This is a genomic window from Bacteroides stercorirosoris (genome assembly GCF_900142015.1).
Taxonomy (GTDB): Bacteria; Bacteroidota; Bacteroidia; order Bacteroidales; family Bacteroidaceae; genus Bacteroides; species Bacteroides stercorirosoris.
This window is the reverse complement of sequence record NZ_FQZN01000001.1, coordinates 125,489-143,178: the sequence shown is the minus strand read 5'-3', so window position 1 is coordinate 143,178 and position 17,690 is coordinate 125,489. Positions and strand designations below refer to the sequence as shown.

The following is a 17,690-nucleotide window of genomic DNA, read 5'->3' as shown; positions in this document are numbered from 1 at the left end:
ACTATATTCGTCCCAAACTTTCTTATTTTCTCCTTACTTTTGGAAAGAAACGCCTACTTTTGCATATCATCCTGAATATAGAATACCATGAAAATCAAACTCTATTTATTTATTCTGTTTGCAACCGTCCTGTCGGTTCATTTGTCTGCCAACCCAATCAATGGTCTGCTTGAAAGAATAGACCGGGGCGCATCGAAGAAATTCATCATTGAGCTTAATAAAGGTACGGAAGACTTTTTCGAACTGGATCAGAAAGGCAATAAAGTCGTCGTACGCGGCAATAATTACGTGAACATAGCAACCGGCATCAACTGGTATCTGAAATATTACGCCGGTATCCACCTTTCATGGAACGGTATGCAGGCACAACTTCCCCGAATACTGCCGCCTGTTTCCCAAAAAGAACGTCATGAAACCTCCCTTTCATTACGTTACGATTTCAATTATTGCACTTACTCCTACACTATGGCTTTCTGGGACTGGGAGCGCTGGGAACGTGAGCTCGACTGGATGGCCCTGCATGGCATCAACATGCCTTTGGCGGCAGTGGGACAGGAGTGCATCTGGCGGAATATGCTCCAGAAACTGGGTTATACCAAAGAAGAGATAAACCGTTTCATTGCCGGCCCCGCTTTCCTGGCCTGGTGGGCTATGAATAATCTGGAAGGATGGGGCGGTCCTAATCCCGACTCCTGGTATGCACAACAAGAAGTTTTGCAGAAGAAAATCCTGAAACGTATGCGTGAATATGGCATCAAGCCTGTCTTCCCCGGATATTCGGGCATGGTGCCCCATGATGCCGACGAGAAGTTAGGTCTGAACCTGACTAAGTCCGATTTGTGGAACGGCTTCACGCGTCCCGCTTTCCTGCAGCCCACCGATACCCGTTTTGCCGAGATAGCCGATTTGTACTATCGTGAACAGGAAAAACTGTTCGGTAAGGCCGATTATTATTCGATGGACCCTTTCCATGAAGCCGAGAATGCCGCTTCGGTAGATTTCGACGCGGCAGGCAAAGCCATCATGACTGCCATGAAGCGCGTCAATCCTAAAGCTACTTGGGTGGTGCAGGGCTGGACGGAGAACCCGCGTCCCGAGATGATAAAGAATATGAAGAACGGAGATTTGCTGATACTGGATTTGTTCAGTGAGTGCCGTCCCATGTGGGGAATTCCTTCTATCTGGAAGCGTGATAAAGGTTACGAACAGCACGACTGGCTTTTCTGCATGTTGCTGAACTTTGGTGGTAATGTAGGTCTGCACGGCCGCATGGATCAGTTGCTCGACAACTTCTATCAAACTAAAGACAATCCGTTGGCTGCCCATCTGAAAGGGATTGGCCTGACGATGGAGGGATCGGAGAATAACCCGGTCATGTTCGAGCTGATGTGCGAACTTCCCTGGCGTCCCGAGAAATTTACTAAAGAGGAGTGGCTGAAGGATTATCTCTTTGCCCGCTATGGCGTGAGAGACGAGAAAATAGAAAAAGCATGGCTGCTGCTTGCCAACTCCATTTATAACTGTCCTTTCGGAAACAATCAGCAGGGGCCTCACGAATCCATCTTCTGCGGGCGTCCCTCGATGAATAACTTCCAGGCATCAAGCTGGTCAAAGATGAAGAACTATTACGATCCTACTGTTACGGAAGAGGCTGCACGACTCATGCTGGAAGTGGCGGACAAATATCGTGGCAACAATAACTTTGAATACGACCTGGTAGACATCGTTCGCCAGTCCCTTTCCGATAAAGGCCGCATTGTCTATAACCGGGCTATTGCCGACTTCAAGAGCTTTGACAAGCACAGTTTCGCCCGTGATTCTCAGAAATTCCTGGAGCTATTGCTGATGCAAGACCGCCTTTTGGGCACCCGTAGCGAGTTCCGTGTGGGGCGTTGGATAGAACAGGCGCGCAACCTGGGCACTACTCCCGAAGAAAAAGACCTGTACGAGTGGAATGCCCGTGTGCAGATAACCACCTGGGGCAATCGTGTATGTGCCGACGATGGTGGTCTGCGCGACTATGCCCATAAGGAGTGGAACGGTATCCTGCGTGACTTCTATTATAAACGCTGGGCAGCTTACTGGCAGACCCTCCAGGACCAACTGGACGGCAAGCCCGAAGTCAAGCTGGATTATTATGCAATGGAAGAACCCTGGACATTGGCAAAGAACCCGTATGGAGCAGCTCCTGAAGGAAACAGCGTCGATGTGGCGAAAGAGACGATTTTTTTAATTGACAATTGACAATTGGCTGCGCAATGGGTTGAATAAGGATTATTAAAGATTAAAGCTTACAATGAAATGAACAGTTCCGAATATGGCACCGATAATTGTCAATTGTCAATTGTCAATTGTCAATTGAAAAGGCGTTTGCTCTCGCTTGATGTATTGCGTGGAATCACCGTTGTCGGGATGATTCTCGTCAATAATTCCGGTGGGAAGCTGTCTTATGAATCCCTGAAACATTCCGCATGGAACGGGCTGACGCTTTGCGACCTGGTATTTCCGTTCTTCCTGTTCATTATGGGAATTTCCACTTATATTGCCTTGAGCAAATTTCATTTTCAGGCATCAGGCTCAGTGGTTCGTAAGATACTGAAGCGTACTTTCATTATTCTATGCATCGGTTGGGCCATTCACTGGTTCGATTTTATTTGTGACGGAGATTTCTTTCCTTTTGCCCATCTCCGGCTTACGGGAGTGTTGCCACGCATAGCCCTGTGTTATTGTGCCGCTTCTTTTATAGCTTTGTATGTCAATCATAAATATATCGGCTGGCTCGTTGGTATCTTGCTGGCAGGCTATGCCCTTTTGCTTTGCGTAGGCAACGGATATGCACTGGACGGCACGAACCTGCTGGCAATCATTGACCGAAATGTATTGGGAGCCGCCCACCTTTATCATAAAAGCCCGATAGACCCGGAAGGACTCACCAGCACCCTGTCCGCCATTGCCCATACATTGATAGGCTTCTGTTGTGGGAAGCTCATCCTGGCCAGGGAACCTTTGGAACAGAAAACACTGAAACTTTTTGTAGCCGGTTTCATGCTGATGGCATGCGGTTTCTGTCTGACGGAGGCGTTGCCGCTGAATAAACGCATTTGGTCACCCTCCTTCGTGCTGGTCACCTGTGGATTGGCGGCTATGCTGCAAGCCCTGTTGATTTACTTCATCGACATGAAAGAGAAGAAAAACTGGTGTCGTTTCTTCGAGATATTCGGGGTGAATCCGTTGTTTCTTTACGTACTCAGCGAGGTGGCGGCTATCGTTATCGGAGCTACCGGAAGCAAGCCCGTCGTTTATGAAGGAATACACTCGTTGATAACCGATCCCTATTTGGCTTCTGCGGTCTATGCCGTTGCTTTTACGCTGATAATGGGTGCATGCGGTTATCCGCTTTATAAAAAGAAAATCTATATAAAAATATAAATGAGACAAACTGTTAATACATGTTGCTCTGTGCTGTTGGCGGTTGCATCGCTGTCTTGCATCGCATCCTGTTCTGCTCCGAACGGGAAGGGGACAAAAACGCTGTTAGAATATGTTGAAACCCGTGTCGGCACAGCTCCCAGCATCACCCATACCGCCGGCACTTTCGGCAAGAGTACCGAAGAATACGGGCAAACGCTTCCCGCTGTACTCGAACCCAACGGGATGAACTTCTGGACCCCACAAACGCGGGATACGGAACAGAAGTGCATAGCCCCTTACTACTATGCGGACACCTTGCTGCAAGGCTTCCGCAACTCCCACTGGATTGTGGGCGGCTGTACGCAGGACTACGGTTCGATGACGCTTATGCCCCTTTCCGCCACCCTGCGCTTGCAGCCCGAGGCCCGCGCCACCCGTTTCTCCCATCAGGAGGAAAAGACGACTCCGGCCTATTATGCCGTTTCCCTGCCGGATGAAGGCATTCAGGCGGAAATGACCGCCCGCAGCCGTTCCGCTATCTTCCGCTTCACGTATGATAAGGCCGGAAAAGGCTATCTGGTGGTCAATCCCAATAGTGACGAAGGCGAGGGATACATTGCCGTAGATACGGTGGGCAACCGGATTTATGGCTACAACCCCGTTCACCGCATTTACCAGGGCTGGGGAAAATCTGCCGGATACAGCGGGCATTTTGTTGTCCGTTTCCAAAAGAAGATTACGGATTTCGGGACATTTAAGGGCGACTCCCTGCTTCCCCGTACCGTCCGGATGGAGAAAGGCGCACAGATCGGCGCTTATATCGAGTTTGATGTGGAAGCGGGCGAAGAGGTGCTGGTGAAAGCAGCTTCCTCCTTCACCGGTCAGGAAGGGGCGATGCAGAATCTGGCTGCCGAAATCTCCCATTGGGACTTTGAACAGACGCATCAGCAGCTGAACGGCATCTGGGAACGGCATCTGTCCTCCATATTGGTGGAGACGGATAATCTTGCTGATAAAGAGAAGTTTTACAGCGCTTTCTATCGTGCTTCTTTCCTGCCTCACACGTTCAATGATGTGGACGGAAGCTATCCGGCATTTGCCAAAGGCACCCCGATACAGCAATTGCCCGCAGGGGAAACTTATTACGAGGATTACAGCATGTGGGACACCTATCGGGCCCTGCATCCGCTCGTCAATCTGCTTTTCCCCACCAAAGGGGGAGATATGATGCAGTCTTTGGTGCATAAATACGAGCAGGGCGGCTGGCTGCCCATCTTCCCCTGCTGGAACAGCTATACCGCAGCCATGATAGGCGACCATTGCATAGCCGCCATCGGTGATGCTTACGTCAAAGGCATCCGTAACTTCGACGTCGCAAAGGCTTATGAGGGTATGAGAAAGAATGCTTTTGAAACTCCCTCCAATCCTGCCGAATACAAAGACGGCATGGGACGGCGTGCGCTGACTTCCTATCTGGAATATGGCTACATTCCTCTTGAAGACGGTGTGCCCGATGCATTCCATACGAAGGAACAGGTGTCGCGCACTTTGGAGTATGCTTATGACGACTTCGTTCTGGCACAAGTGGCAAAGGCTCTTGACAAACCGGAAGATTACCGGATATTGATGCAGCGTGCCGCCAACTACCGCAATGTCATCGACCCCCGCACCGGATATGCGCAGGGCCGCCATGCCGACGGCACGTTCCTCGATGACGACAATGCGTTCAACTTCGCCCGCTTCATCACCGAGGGTGCTCCCTGTCACTACACCTGGTATGCACCGCAAGATCCCTACGGACTTATGGAGTGCATGGGAGGCAAGGACAAATTTATCTCCAAACTGGACTCCATGTTCAGCGAAGGTCGCTACTGGCACGGGAATGAGCCTTGCCATCAGGTTGCTTTCATGTTCAACTATGCGGGGCAGCCCTGGAAAACCCAGCGTGCCGTCCGTCACGTCATGGAGACGGAATACCTGAATGCTCCGGGTGGGCTTTCGGGCAATGATGATGCAGGACAGATGTCGGCCTGGTATATGTTTGCCGCTATGGGATTCTATCCCGTCTGTCCCGGTACGCCTTATTATATGCTTGCCAGCCCTTCCTTCCCCAGCCTCACGCTGAACCTGGAGAATGGGAATGTATTTACCGTAAAAGCCGGGAATGCATCGGAAAAGAATATCTATATCCAGTCGGCAATGCTGAACGGGAAGCCTTATACACGTAATTACATCACCCATCAGGATATCCTGAACGGTGGAGTGATGGAGTTTGTGATGGGGCCCGAACCCAATAAAGAGTGGGGTGCACGGCCGGAAGACTGTCCGCCGGATGTGATGAAATAAAATATATAATAGATATATCTATGAGAGTAAAAGCATTATTGTTTGCCTTATGCAGTCTCTTACTGTCAGGAGCTTGCAGCGCCCCGAAGACCGGGGGGAACATTTATAATATTATGGATTACGGAGCCAAAGGCGACGGCAAGACCGATGACGCTGCCGCCATACAGACAGCTATTGAAGTATGCTCCAAATCGGGTGGTGGAACAGTGCTCGTTCCGGCAGGACACACTTTCATGTGCAGTCCTTTTGCGCTGGCTTCCTTTGTGAATCTTCATCTGGAGCCTAATTCCTGCCTGATTGCCAACCCCGATGAGGCGGTGTATACGCAGAGCGCTTTCCGCGATAACCGCGGCGAGGGCATGATGTGGATTTACGGTAAAGATCTGAAACAAGTCTCCATCACCGGGACAGGTACCATTGACGGGAACGGCGTTGCCTTTATGGGCAAGGAACTGGAAGACTCCTATGAGTTGAAGCCGGTGACCGATTTCGATCCCCGTCCGCACGTGCTGACGCTTATCAACATTGAAAAAACGGTGATTCGCGATGTAACCATCCGCAACAGTGCCTACTGGACTGTGCACCTCATCGGCTGCAACGATGCGTCCATCGACGGCATCTCCATTCTGAACAACCTGAAAATACGCAACGGCGACGGCATCGACGTAGACCATTCCAAGAATGTCCGCATAGCCAACTGCCACATTGAGTCGGGCGACGATTGCATCTGTCTGAAAAACCGCCGTGAGTTTGAGGAATACGGTTCGTGCGAGGATGTTGTGGTGACGAACTGCACAATGGTTTCCCGCTCCTGCGCCATCAAGATCGGGTCGGAGAATATGGATAAGATTAATAATGTGCTGTTCAATAACTGCATCATCAAGAACAGCAACCGGGGCATCGGTATTCAGAACCGTGATGAAGGGACGGTGACCAATGTGATATTCTCCAACATGATAGTGGATTGTATGTTCTTTTCCGATGTATGGTGGGGAAAGGCGGAACCGATTTACGTAACTTCCTATCCGCGCGCCGTGGGCAATCATAAAGATGCCGGCTGGCGTTTCCCGAAGGGAGCCACCGAGGGACGTTGCGGAGAGGTGAGCCGCATCTACTTCACGAACATCAAGTGTACCAGCGAGAACGGTATCTTTGTAGGCGGTGATACACCCGATAAAGTGAACCATATCTATTTTGAAGATGTGAACCTGCTGTTGCAGAAACGTACGGCTTATGAGGGTGGCATTTACGATAAGCGCCCCTGCGTGGGCGAAGGTTTCGTACATGACAAGACGTACGGATTTTATATTGATACGGCATCTGACATCGTGATAGATGATTGTGCGGTAATCTGGGGAGATATCCGGCCGGACCTTGCGGCTGAAGGTATCGGACAGAAGAATGTGACGAATCTGAAAGTAAAGAACTGAGACGGGTTCTTTTGTGAATATAATAAATGATAATCATCAATTATGAGACAATATATCATTACCATCCTATGTTTATTCTGCGGCCTCTCCGCCCGTTCCCAGTCCGCACCGACCCCCGAGCAGGCCGGAAGCATCTACTATGCTTACCCCACTCCGCCGGAAGTTTCCACTCCCGCCCCGGCAGGATATGAGCCTTTCTATATCAGCCACTACGGTCGCCACGGCTCCCGTTGGATGACAGCGGACGAACGCTATACGGAAGTAGTCTCCGTTTTCGACTCCCTTTACCGGTGCTCCGGGCTTACTCCCCTCGGAATAGATGTCCGCGGACGCCTGCACAAAGTCTGGGAAGACGCCCGCGGATGCAGCGGCAGCATCACCCCGCTTGGCGAGCGCCAGCACCGCGAGATAGCCGGGCGGATGTTCCGCAACTTCCCGCAAGTCTTCCGTGCCGATGCCCGTATCGACGCCCGCTCATCCACCTCCGTGCGCTGCGTCCTGAGTATGAGCTACTTCACCGAACGCCTGAAAGAGTTGAACCCCGCCTTGCGCGTAGACCGGAGAGCTTACCACCGTTATATGGACTATATCGCCTACACTTCTCCCGAAGGAGAAAAATTCGCTTCCGAGAAAGCCCCGTGGCGGAGTGATTTCCGGGAGTTTGAAAAGAAGAATGTCCGTCCGGAACGTCTGATGGCCTCCCTGTTTACAAATCCCTCCGCCATAGCCGATCCCGATGCCATGATGCGCAGCCTTTACTGGATTGCAGCTGATATGCAGAATGTTGAACTGGATTTGTCCTTTTATGATATCTTTGAGTATGAAGAACTGATAGGCGTCTGGAAGACAGTGAATGCCCGTATGTACGTCTGCAACGCTGCCGCTCCGCTGAATGGCGGTCTGATGCCCCGCCAGGCTGTGCCTTTGCTGCGCAATATCCTTGAAAGTGCGGATGCCGCTATCCGGAAGGGAACTCCTGCGGCAGACCTCCGTTTCGGGCACGACACCCATCTCATCCGTCTGCTGGCTTTGATGCAAATAGAAGGATGCAGCAACCGGGAGACGGATATGGAGAAGTTTCATCTGGCGTGGCAGGATTATCGCGTTTCTCCGATGGGGGCCAACCTGCAACTCGTCTTCTATCGTAACAAGAAAAACGATGTATTAGTGAAGTTCCTGTTGAATGAGAATGAGGTGACTTTGCCGATAAAGAGTGGAAAGGCTCCCTATTACTCATGGGAAGAAGTGAAGACGTTCTTGGGGAAGCAGGCGGAATAGTTATTCCTGCTTCATCACTTTCCCATAAACCACTTGTTTGCCTGTTCCGTAGCGCATCAGTAGCCCTCGGTTGATAAACCCGTTCAGTTCTTTCAGGGCGCATTTCTTGTCACATCCCGTCAGTCGGCAATAGTCGGCACGGGTGAGACACGGATATTTTTCCAAATGGCTGTTGATTATTTCCAGGCATTTGTCCGCATCGCGTTTTCCTCTGTGGGGGCGGGTAAAAGATTCACCACGTTGTGGTTCTATTTTCCAGTGCACTTCTTTCTTGAACTGGCTGCTCGGACGGTAATTGATGTTTTTCAATTTGATGGACTGTGCATGCACGTCCTTTTTCTTCATCACAGGAGGACCTTGCAAGGATACGGAGAAATAGCCGATGTCTCCCATCTCCACAATCCATCCGTCGGCAAGCAAATCTCCCAATTCATCCTGAAAAGACTGCATGGCGCCTGCAAGCAAGCTGCGGCTCAAACCTGTGAATTTGTGAACACGGTCCAGAAATTCATCCTGACCGATGGTTCCCCTGATAACTACACGGGGGTGAAGTGGTTGTTGTTCGCCTGTTTGCTGTATGTCGGGCGTTTCATAAAGGTCGTACTCTAAGCTCATAATTGTAATTGTTTTATATAGGCATTCCGATGCATCCCGTTGCCTGTAAGGATGTAGCTCATCCGCTACTTTTGTTTCGTTCCACTACAGTGTACTTTGCGTTCCACTATAGTGGTCCGCAAGGTGCACTATAGTATCCCTTGCGGACCACTATAGTGGAACGAACTCGCATTAGGCAACAAAGGTAATTAGAATAGGCAGAAAAAGAAATAAAAGTAGCGGAGATAATACATCAAATATACATCAACCCTCTTTTTTGACTACATCTTTACTTTCTTGGCAGAAATGCAATATCTTGTTTTATAGTGCATTGCTGAAATGAGGCTTTTGCTCTACCCGCTTGTTGAATAAAAAGGGAGGATATGGTGCCTATATATTGTTTACCTTTGTTGAAAATTGGTTAACTTTAAAAAGCTATGAAAGATAAGACACTTTACTACTTATTCTATCTTCTTGTGGCAGTATTACTGCTTGTTCTTTGTCTCTATCACGACACTCCATACTTAGTTGTGTTCTGTCTGTCTGTTCTCCTTTTTTATCGGTTTCAGCACAAAAGTGCCCAATCCATCGAAGAAAGGGAGAGCCGAATCGCAAATCTGGAAAGTGAATTGCTGGACATTAAGCAAATGAAAAATGCTTTGGAAGAACAGATTTGGAAGCAAAAGGAAATTTTGCTTTGCACGAATAATCAAGTAGAATTGACAAATCACACCAAAGCATCCATTTCTGCAACACGCAGGAGGTTATATGAAAAAATCTTTTGGGAAGATGGCAGTCCTCAGAAGCTGGATGAGTTTATAAGGTCACTTTGATTATGTTGTTCATTTATAGTGTGTTATGTGCTAATTGTTAACTCGGCTGTAAACTCTATGTATGTTTAAAATGAAAATGTCAACTTTTTGTTAACTCAGAAAATAGGATAAACAGACAAACATATTTTCCTTTGTCAACAGATTATTTAAAAAAACAGAAAGCTATGTTACGATTCATTTCAACCATTATACTCTGCGGAGTGCTTTGCAGTACTTTTATAGATTATGGAGCAAATGATTGTTTCTTCCTGCTCTTTCCTTTTACGGTAAGTGTGGGGATAGCGGGTCTGCTGGCATTGGCGCTGTCGATGCTGAAAGGAAATAGTTTCCGGCTTACACTGCCGGACGGACTGATTACTGCCGGGGTTATTTATTATCTGGTCAGGTATGATTATCAACTGCATTTAGCTGATTGGAAGGTAATCTATGCTGCCTTGCTATTGCTATTATGGTATATATCGCGCATTATTCTTTCCTCTCCGCAGGCATCAAAGAAGATGGTATCGGTGGGAATTGTCGGAATCGGTTGTCTGTTGGCAGGTTGGGGGTTATTACAACTTTACGGTTTTTGCCATTCCAACCATTTCCTATATCGCATCACCGGGCCGTTCTTCAATCCCGGGCCTTATTCGGGCTACTTGGTAATGCTGCTTCCTGTCTGCCTGCACCATCTGTTGTTGGCTAAAGGTTGGCAACGCTATTGTTGGTGGGGAGCATTCGCCTTAATGCTTTGCATTATTCCTGCCGCTATGAGCCGTTCGGCGTGGGTGGCGATAGTTGTTAGCCTGCTGTGGGTATTGGGAATGCATAAGGATTGGTGGACGGCGTTTAGAAACTTTGCAAAGCGAACACCTCGTAAAGCGGTCGGATATGTAACTTCTGTTTGCGTTCTTGCGGCATTGGTTTGTGTACTGCTTTTCCAGTTGAAAGCGGATTCGGCACGAGGAAGACTTTTTATCTGGAAGAACACTTGTACCGCCATAGCGGAACAGCCACTCATTGGCTATGGTCCGGGTAGCTTCCAGATGGTGTATGGCAAGGTGCAGGCCGCATATTTTGCGGCAGGCAAAGGAACAGTAGACGAAAAGAGGGTTGCAGGCTACGCGGAATATACTTTTAATGAATATCTGCAATCCTTGGTGGAGGGCGGAGGCATCTTGCTGCTGTTCATCCTGTCGTTCGGCATATCAGTCTTCAGGCAGGGGATTGCCCACAAGCGATACGATTTTTGCGGTGCATTGTTTTCACTGGCGGTATTCGCTTTTTCCTCTTATCCTTTACAAATACTTCCTTTCGGCATAGCGGGTGTTGTGTTTTCAGCGGCATGTATATCGAAGGAAGAAGTAGCATGTGCGTCTGAAGAAGAGAAAGAAAAGCAAGCCGATGGGAAAAAGAATTTATTGGCACTGGCACTTTCCGTATTGCTCTGTGGCGGTGCTGGCATCGGTATCTATAAACTACGCAATTTGGGTGAACTTGGCGAACAATGGTATAAGGCCAATATACTGTCTTATAGTCAAGTTTATGATGTCGCTTCCACGGGCTACGAACGTCTCTATTCCCGTTTGAACTACCATCCGGATTTTTTGAAGAGCTATGCCGGTTCACTCTATTCCGAAGGTAGATCTCTGGATGCCTGCAAAATATTGGAGCGTGCAAAGCAGGTAAGTTGCAATTTTGATATTTGGAATATACAGGGGCGCTATTATCAGTCGGCAGGCTATTATCGGTCAGCGGAACATTGTTTTGAGCAATCGTTACTGTTGGCTCCGGAGCGTCTTTATCCTTACTATTTGTTGGCAAAACTCTATGTTGAACCTAAGTTTTTGAATCAAGAAAAAGCGAAGCAAATGGCTACCATTGTCATGACTAAATCTCCCAAAGTGCATTCTAGGGCCGTTGATGAGATGAGGAAGGAGATGAAGCAGTTGCTAAGTCGTTATAAATAAACTAATTATTAATTTAATTTTTTAAGAGATTATGAAGAAAAATCTGAAATTGATCGTGTTTACGGTCGTGTTGTGCGCGGTATCTGCGCTGAATGTAAAAGTAGTGCTGGACACAGAGCATTCCAGTGATTTGGCGATGACATCGTTGGCGGCAATTGGTGAAGGTGGTTCGGGTGAAGGAGGAAGTGGAGAAGGTGGAAACGACCAAACTCCGTGTCATACTTTTACTGTGGGCGATGTATCGATGCAGGATTGCCGTGGTATAAAAATGTATGCTCGTGTTACTATTACTTATACATGTGAAGGCAAAAAATTGGGTAGTTGTAGTGATGGAGTTGAGTATTATTTTTATGATTGTGAAGGTAGCATGATAAAACATGATGAATATATTACTCCTAAAAGCTGTGGACAGTGATGAAAATTACATATTCTATAATTAGAAAAATAGTGTTTTGTATTTTGCCTATTATTTTGTTTTCATGTTATGAGAATCGTATGGCAGAAAGAGGAACTATATTTATTGCTGATTTGGATAGTATGAGTACATCTGAATTTAAGTATTCTGACCTTTATGAAAAAGTAACAGCTATTGCTTTGGATAATAAAGACGCTATATTGACTGAAATTAGTAAAATGCTTGTTTATAAAGATAAGTTATACCTGTTGGATCGTAAGGCACAAGGGCTATATGCTTTTCAGAAAGATGGTAGCTTTGTGCGTAAATTCGGTAATCTAGGTGTTGGTCCGGGTGAGTATGTCAGTTGTAGGGATTTTACAATTAACACTGATGCAGGTGAAATCTACATATATGATATGATTAAGAACAGAATTTATATATATGATATAGTTTTAGGTTCTTATAAGAAAAACATACAGGTGGATCAAAGTATTAGTATTGATTATATTAACTATAATGGTGGGTATTTATATGCAGTACAAGCCTCTAACAGAAATGAAAAGAAGGAGAACACTTATTATTTATTATACCAGATAGATGTTGAGTCGGGGAAAAAAATAGCCCAATGGCTGGATGCGGCATCTTATAATAAAGGTTGGAATAATGAATTTATGCATGGCAATATTTTCTATAAAATAAAGGAGAACGAGGATTTGTTTGTTCTAGGTCTGATGGATTCTGTTATGTGTATAAAGGAGAATGAAGTATTCCCTTTTTTAGCGATAAAAAGTGAGCGATTGATACAAGAAGAAGATATTCTAGAAGAAGAAAAAGAAACGACCTCTAATCCAAGGTTGCGTAGTAAGCATATGATATCTTTATTAACTCGTTTATCTGCCCAGAATAAATATTATCAGATATCAAATATTTTTGAGCACAATTCCATGTTGTATTTTAACTGTATGAGTCGAATTAGTAGTTTTGTTCGATACGATGAGAATAGACGGACAACTTCTGTATATTCTCTAGTAACAGATGATATTTTATATCGAGTGATTCCTGACCATTTTCAGGTGCCTAAGTTTTTATTGGCAAATGAAACAGGGGTTTATTATTATGTCCCAAATGAGAATCTGAGTGAGTTGAAATATTTTATAAAAGAGAAGAATATATCAGATAGACTGATCAATGGAGAAAGTATAGAGAAATCAAATGAGGACTCAAATCCTATTATACTCTATTATGAATACAAGGATTAAGAGAACATTTCAGATATTTATTGTAATCTGTATTGCATTGTTTGCTTATATATATGTAAAGAAGGATTGTGAGTTAAAAAAATCATATGGAAAAATGGAATTGTTATCATCTTATGTAACATACTCTGTAGATATGTTAAAACAAGTGTCAATAGAGGGTATAAGTTCGACTGTTTTTCCAGAAAAGAATGTTTTGATATATTGTTTCTCAGAAGATATGTGTGATGAATGTATATATCAGGATTTGGCAGAGTTATATGAAATTCAGAAAGAGATAGGAAGGGACAGGGTTCTATTGCTTCCTGTATATAGGATGAGTCGTACAAATCAAATAGTTTATAGAAATAAGCTTCATGACTTTAAATATATGAGTATTCCTGTAGATTCTATAAAGTTTCCATTTCATAGAGGAAATGGATTGGAACAAAGATTTTTTGTTTATACAGATGAAGCAGGGGGGATCAGATCTTTATTCTTTCCTCAAAAGAACAAGCAAAATATAACGCGTATATATCTTAGCGGTGTAAAAAGGCAAATGAAATAATAGAGGGATAAATCATAGTGAAGAAATATCTGAAAATGGTGGATGTGCTGTATATTGTTGTTAGCTGACTAATTGTTAAACCTCAATGTATAGTGGACATGAAATATTAAGTTTGTATATTGATATTTACAAGTTGTTAGACACGAAATAAAGGAGAGTCTGACACAGCAATAATCTCAATCCGATTGGATTGGAACAAAGTGGGCGATGAGTTAGACTATTCCTCTATGGTGGAAGACAGTGTGCTGGTCATATCGTTAGAAACTCGTGATGATTGCCTGATTGGAGAGATGATCAAGATGGTTTATCAGAATAATCTGATTTATGTGTCGGATAATGTGAGTAAGGCTATCCATGTCTTTGATAAGACTGGGAAATTAGTGACGAGGCTTCAGACTGTGGGCAATGGTTTCGGTGAGTATCCTGTATCTTAGTATCATATTCGAATGCTTATGAACTTAAAAGCTAAACACATATTGAGAAGGATTGGCTGGAGTGCCTTCGGATGCTTCGGCCTTTTCCAGATATATGTGTTCATCCGCCTTTACTTGGTGACGTCTTGTGTCATCCCCACTTATTCTATGTCCCCCACCTTAACGGCAGGAGATTACATTGTCGTTTCTCTGCGCATTCCTGGTAGGCGGGAGATAAAGAAAGATGACGTACGTTCTGAGCATTACATCGTGCAGCGGAGGGAGGGAACGCGTGAAGTGCAAAAAGGAGATGTAGCGGTGTTTAACTTCCCCTATTCCAAAGGAGAAGAAAGAATGATGATGAGTTTCGACCTGTACTTCTGTAAACGTTGTGTGGCCACGCCGGGAAATACTTACTGCTGGCAGTGGAATGAAGGGACGGACAGTGTATATCTTCCCCATCAAGGCGAGGTATTGGTAATAGATTCCGCGAATTTCAGCCACTATAATCGTTGTATAGAGTATGAGACAGGACTAATGCCGAAACTGATGAAAGATGCTGTGATACATGCTGATACGGTGATGCATAATTACCGTTTCAAATGCAACTACTACTTTATGCGTGGTGATAACTATGCGGATTCTTACGATTCACGCTTCTGGGGGATATTACCGGAAGACTTTATTTTGGGAGTAGGACTGTTTACATGGTTTTCTAAAGAACCGGAAACCGGGAGAATCCGTTGGGAAAGAATGTTTAAGAAATTATGAAGTTGGTGATTAACGATTAGTAATTAGTGATGAAGAAGATTTTGATTGGTGGCTTGATACTTTGTTTGCTGGCGGCTTGTTCCGACAATAAGCGGCTGGAACAGGCTTTGCAGTTTGCCGGAGAGAACCGGGGGGAACTGGAGAAAGTGCTGGATTTTTATAAGCATGATGGTGAGAAGTATGCTGCGGCACGTTTTTTGATAGAAAATATGCCACACTACTATGCCTACCGGGGGGAGGCGGTTGACTCGGTGAAAAGGACTTTGGTGAAGTATAAAGAAGAAAAGGTGGCTCTTCCCGAAGAGTCTGATTACTGGAAGAGTTTCAACTTTGAGAAGATGGAGAAAGTATATGACTCGAAAGTAATCACTGCGGAATATCTGATAAACAATATTGAACGTGCTTTCCGTGCCTGGAAAAAACGTCCCTGGAATAAGGAGGTTACTTTCGATGAATTCTGTGAATTGCTTCTTCCTTACCGTGTACAGAACGAGCCGTTGGATGATTGGAGAAAAAAATATGAGGAGAAGTATGCTTATCTGTTGGACTCAATTTATACGGGTAGTGATGTGATAGTGGCAACCGATACTGTGGCACATGCATTACGCAAGGAAGGGTTCGTCTATTGCTGGGATTACCGTTTCCCACATTTGGAGGCTTCGTTCCTGATGGAGCATAGGGTGGGCATGTGTGCAGATGCTTGTGATTTCGCATTATATGTCTACCGTGCCTTGGGCATCCCTATTGCCACAGATATGTATGTTTATTCTTCCGAAACCCGCAAGGGGCATACATGGAATGTGGTGAAGGATACCACCGGGCGGTATGTAGGTTTTTGGTTTACTGAGCAGGATGCCATACGTGACTCGGTATACTCTGATCTACGTAAGTCGGGGAAGGCTTCCCGCCAATGCTTTGGCAGTCAGCGGGAGAAGCTGCAAGATATTTGGGAGGACAAACGGATTCCTTCATTCTTTAAGGACTTATACCGTAAGGATGTCTCCGAAAATTATTATCAGGATACGCTACGGATGTCGGTTGCGGAGAAAGACTATGACAAATATGCTTTCTTGGGAGTATTCAATCCTCATGGTTGGATAGGTATTGATATGGCGGAGATAGAGGATGGCGAAGCGGTGTTCCCTCATGTGGAGTCAGAGGTGATTTATGTGCCGATGAGTTACCATGGCAAGAAGTATTCTGCCACTGATTATCCTTTCTTTTTTGACGGGAAGAAAAACATTCCCTATGCAGCAGATTTATCACGACGGGATACTGTGTGCTTATTGCGCAAGAATCCTCTGTTCTTCTGGCAGCGGGATTGGCTCAACGACATGGCAGGATGCTGTGTTGAGTTCTCCGATACGAAGGACTTTCAGCGGGTGCTATACAGCTACAGGATAGGAGATACTCTGCGCATTGCGCATAATATTGTTACATTGAATCTTCCTGTAAAGTTCCGTTATATGCGTCTCAAAGCGGATAAGGAAAAAGGTTTGGAAGTGGCGGAGTTAGTCTGTTACAATAATGGGAAGAAGTTGGAACCACAGGCTGTGAGTGGTGCAAAGCCGGATAACATCAGGCGTGTATGGCAGAAATCTTATGACGACAATCCGCTTACCTTTTATAGCTCTGTGGAAAAGGGAGGAGTACTCGTTTTGGATTACGGAAAGTTGACAACGGTGGACAGTTTTGTATTTATGCCGCGTAATGATGATAATTTTATACGCATCGGGGATGAATATGAATTGTTCTATCACGGAGGCAAGGAGGGCTGGGTCTCCCTGGGTCGGAAAACTGCGACTGAGCCGTGGTTGATTTACGACAATATGCCGAGAGGGGCGTTGTTTCATCTGCATTGCCTGACCAGAGGAGAGGAGGAACAGGTGTTTCATATAGAGAATGGAGTGCAGGTGTTTGTCAGCAATCAGGCGAAGCCGGTGACATTATAATCAGTTATGAATACCTATGATAAAAATCTGAATGCTTGTCTGTTGCATCGGAATAAACAACTGACAAGGCAACTGAGGGATTATCAGCAGACATTGATTCTGGCGGACTGTTCTTCTTCTTTGATGTTGGCCATGGGGCAGTTGCTGAGGCTTCATCGGGCTCCATCTTATGGTATTGTGAGAAGTGAGGAAGAATGGTGCCACTTGTTTACTGTTATAGATATGTTTTATGGTGGGTGCTTGTCAGAAGATTTAGTTTCCTATCAATTGAATATTCGAGAATTGAAATTGTGTTATCTGGTTCGTGCCCGATTGAGTAATAAAACAATTTCAATTCTTTTTAATATAACTCCCCGATCAGTGTTAAAGGCTAAACAACGTATGAAGACTAAATTGGCTTTATCTGCTATGGATAGTCTGGATATTTATATACAGTACCTTTCACGCAGTTGAACGGATGGAAAGGATGACGGATTCTGAAAGTTTTTTGACACAACCTCCTTTTGCATAAGG

The 17,690-nt window shown here is 45.6% G+C and carries 15 protein-coding genes; 14 read left to right on the top strand and 1 reads right to left on the bottom strand.

Features of this window, described 5'->3' with window-relative positions:
- The first annotated feature begins 87 nt into the window (after window positions 1–87).
- From BUC01_RS00460 to BUC01_RS00440, 5 genes are read left to right on the top strand one after another with little or no spacing between them, the layout of a single operon-like run.
- Window positions 88–2,244 (top strand): alpha-N-acetylglucosaminidase, encoded by a 2,157-nt coding sequence (locus BUC01_RS00460; RefSeq protein ID WP_073312389.1) that lies wholly within the window; start codon window positions 88–90, stop codon window positions 2,242–2,244.
- Window positions 2,245–2,301: 57 nt separating this feature from the next.
- Complete coding sequence (locus tag BUC01_RS00455) at window positions 2,302–3,429, top strand: acyltransferase family protein (protein ID WP_073312386.1); 1,128 nt, start codon at window positions 2,302–2,304, stop codon at window positions 3,427–3,429.
- Window positions 3,430–5,757 carry a GH92 family glycosyl hydrolase gene (locus tag BUC01_RS00450; RefSeq protein ID WP_025831055.1) on the top strand — a complete coding sequence of 776 codons (2,328 nt, stop codon included), beginning with the start codon at window positions 3,430–3,432 and terminating at the stop codon, window positions 5,755–5,757.
- 20 nt (window positions 5,758–5,777) lie between these two features.
- A complete protein-coding gene (locus tag BUC01_RS00445) occupies window positions 5,778–7,187 on the top strand; it encodes a glycoside hydrolase family 28 protein (protein ID WP_073312384.1) in 1,410 nt (469 codons plus the stop codon).
- A 42-nt stretch (window positions 7,188–7,229) separates the two neighbouring features.
- On the top strand, window positions 7,230–8,465 hold the full coding sequence (locus BUC01_RS00440) for a histidine-type phosphatase (protein ID WP_073312382.1): 1,236 nt from the start codon (window positions 7,230–7,232) through the stop codon (window positions 8,463–8,465).
- Here the strand turns inward: BUC01_RS00440 and BUC01_RS00435 are convergent, their stop codons facing one another.
- A complete protein-coding gene (locus BUC01_RS00435; RefSeq protein ID WP_073312380.1) occupies window positions 8,466–9,080 on the bottom strand; it encodes an HU family DNA-binding protein in 615 nt (204 codons plus the stop codon).
- Between the two features lie 416 nt (window positions 9,081–9,496).
- Here BUC01_RS00435 and BUC01_RS00430 point away from each other — a divergent pair, with 416 nt between their 5' ends.
- The 9 genes from BUC01_RS00430 (at window position 9,497) to BUC01_RS00390 (ending at window position 17,630) form a co-directional block, all read left to right on the top strand.
- Window positions 9,497–9,892 (top strand): hypothetical protein, encoded by a 396-nt coding sequence (locus tag BUC01_RS00430; protein WP_025831054.1) that lies wholly within the window; start codon window positions 9,497–9,499, stop codon window positions 9,890–9,892.
- Between the two features lie 164 nt (window positions 9,893–10,056).
- Complete coding sequence (locus BUC01_RS00425) at window positions 10,057–11,841, top strand: O-antigen ligase family protein (RefSeq protein WP_025831053.1); 1,785 nt, start codon at window positions 10,057–10,059, stop codon at window positions 11,839–11,841.
- 31 nt (window positions 11,842–11,872) lie between these two features.
- Window positions 11,873–12,256: a hypothetical protein gene (locus BUC01_RS00420; protein WP_025831052.1), complete on the top strand. Its 384-nt coding sequence runs from the start codon at window positions 11,873–11,875 to the stop codon at window positions 12,254–12,256.
- A gap of 80 nt (window positions 12,257–12,336) precedes the next feature.
- Window positions 12,337–13,497 carry a 6-bladed beta-propeller gene (locus tag BUC01_RS00415; protein WP_244895719.1) on the top strand — a complete coding sequence of 387 codons (1,161 nt, stop codon included), beginning with the start codon at window positions 12,337–12,339 and terminating at the stop codon, window positions 13,495–13,497.
- On the top strand, window positions 13,481–14,041 hold the full coding sequence (locus BUC01_RS24880) for a hypothetical protein (protein WP_025831050.1): 561 nt from the start codon (window positions 13,481–13,483) through the stop codon (window positions 14,039–14,041). Before BUC01_RS00415 ends, BUC01_RS24880 begins: the two co-directional genes overlap by 17 nt.
- Window positions 14,042–14,226: 185 nt before the next feature.
- Window positions 14,227–14,475, top strand: a complete 249-nt coding sequence (locus tag BUC01_RS00405; protein ID WP_025831049.1) for a 6-bladed beta-propeller — start codon at window positions 14,227–14,229, stop codon at window positions 14,473–14,475.
- Window positions 14,476–14,493: 18 nt separating this feature from the next.
- Window positions 14,494–15,225 (top strand): signal peptidase I, encoded by a 732-nt coding sequence (lepB, locus tag BUC01_RS00400; RefSeq protein WP_034524106.1) that lies wholly within the window; start codon window positions 14,494–14,496, stop codon window positions 15,223–15,225.
- A gap of 29 nt (window positions 15,226–15,254) precedes the next feature.
- Window positions 15,255–17,177 carry a hypothetical protein gene (locus tag BUC01_RS00395; RefSeq protein ID WP_025831047.1) on the top strand — a complete coding sequence of 641 codons (1,923 nt, stop codon included), beginning with the start codon at window positions 15,255–15,257 and terminating at the stop codon, window positions 17,175–17,177.
- A 6-nt stretch (window positions 17,178–17,183) separates the two neighbouring features.
- Window positions 17,184–17,630, top strand: coding sequence for a hypothetical protein (locus tag BUC01_RS00390; RefSeq protein WP_025831046.1), 447 nt, complete (start codon window positions 17,184–17,186; stop codon window positions 17,628–17,630).
- Window positions 17,631–17,690 lie beyond the last annotated feature (60 nt).

What these genes read in the sequence shown, in the direction of transcription:
- BUC01_RS00390 (WP_025831046.1), top strand. Translation starts at nt 17,184, where the DNA reads ATGAATACCTATGATAAAAATCTGAATGCTTGTCTGTTGCATCGGAAT.
- BUC01_RS00420 (WP_025831052.1), top strand. Translation starts at nt 11,873, where the DNA reads ATGAAGAAAAATCTGAAATTGATCGTGTTTACGGTCGTGTTGTGCGCG.
- BUC01_RS24880 (WP_025831050.1), top strand. Translation starts at nt 13,481, where the DNA reads ATGAATACAAGGATTAAGAGAACATTTCAGATATTTATTGTAATCTGT.
- BUC01_RS00440 (WP_073312382.1), top strand. Translation starts at nt 7,230, where the DNA reads ATGAGACAATATATCATTACCATCCTATGTTTATTCTGCGGCCTCTCC.
- BUC01_RS00395 (WP_025831047.1), top strand. Translation starts at nt 15,255, where the DNA reads ATGAAGAAGATTTTGATTGGTGGCTTGATACTTTGTTTGCTGGCGGCT.
- lepB (WP_034524106.1), top strand. Translation starts at nt 14,494, where the DNA reads ATGAACTTAAAAGCTAAACACATATTGAGAAGGATTGGCTGGAGTGCC.
- BUC01_RS00460 (WP_073312389.1), top strand. Translation starts at nt 88, where the DNA reads ATGAAAATCAAACTCTATTTATTTATTCTGTTTGCAACCGTCCTGTCG.
- BUC01_RS00455 (WP_073312386.1), top strand. Translation starts at nt 2,302, where the DNA reads ATGAACAGTTCCGAATATGGCACCGATAATTGTCAATTGTCAATTGTC.
- BUC01_RS00450 (WP_025831055.1), top strand. Translation starts at nt 3,430, where the DNA reads ATGAGACAAACTGTTAATACATGTTGCTCTGTGCTGTTGGCGGTTGCA.
- BUC01_RS00445 (WP_073312384.1), top strand. Translation starts at nt 5,778, where the DNA reads ATGAGAGTAAAAGCATTATTGTTTGCCTTATGCAGTCTCTTACTGTCA.
- BUC01_RS00435 (WP_073312380.1), bottom strand. Translation starts at nt 9,080, where the DNA reads ATGAGCTTAGAGTACGACCTTTATGAAACGCCCGACATACAGCAAACA.
- BUC01_RS00430 (WP_025831054.1), top strand. Translation starts at nt 9,497, where the DNA reads ATGAAAGATAAGACACTTTACTACTTATTCTATCTTCTTGTGGCAGTA.
- BUC01_RS00425 (WP_025831053.1), top strand. Translation starts at nt 10,057, where the DNA reads ATGTTACGATTCATTTCAACCATTATACTCTGCGGAGTGCTTTGCAGT.
- BUC01_RS00415 (WP_244895719.1), top strand. Translation starts at nt 12,337, where the DNA reads ATGGCAGAAAGAGGAACTATATTTATTGCTGATTTGGATAGTATGAGT.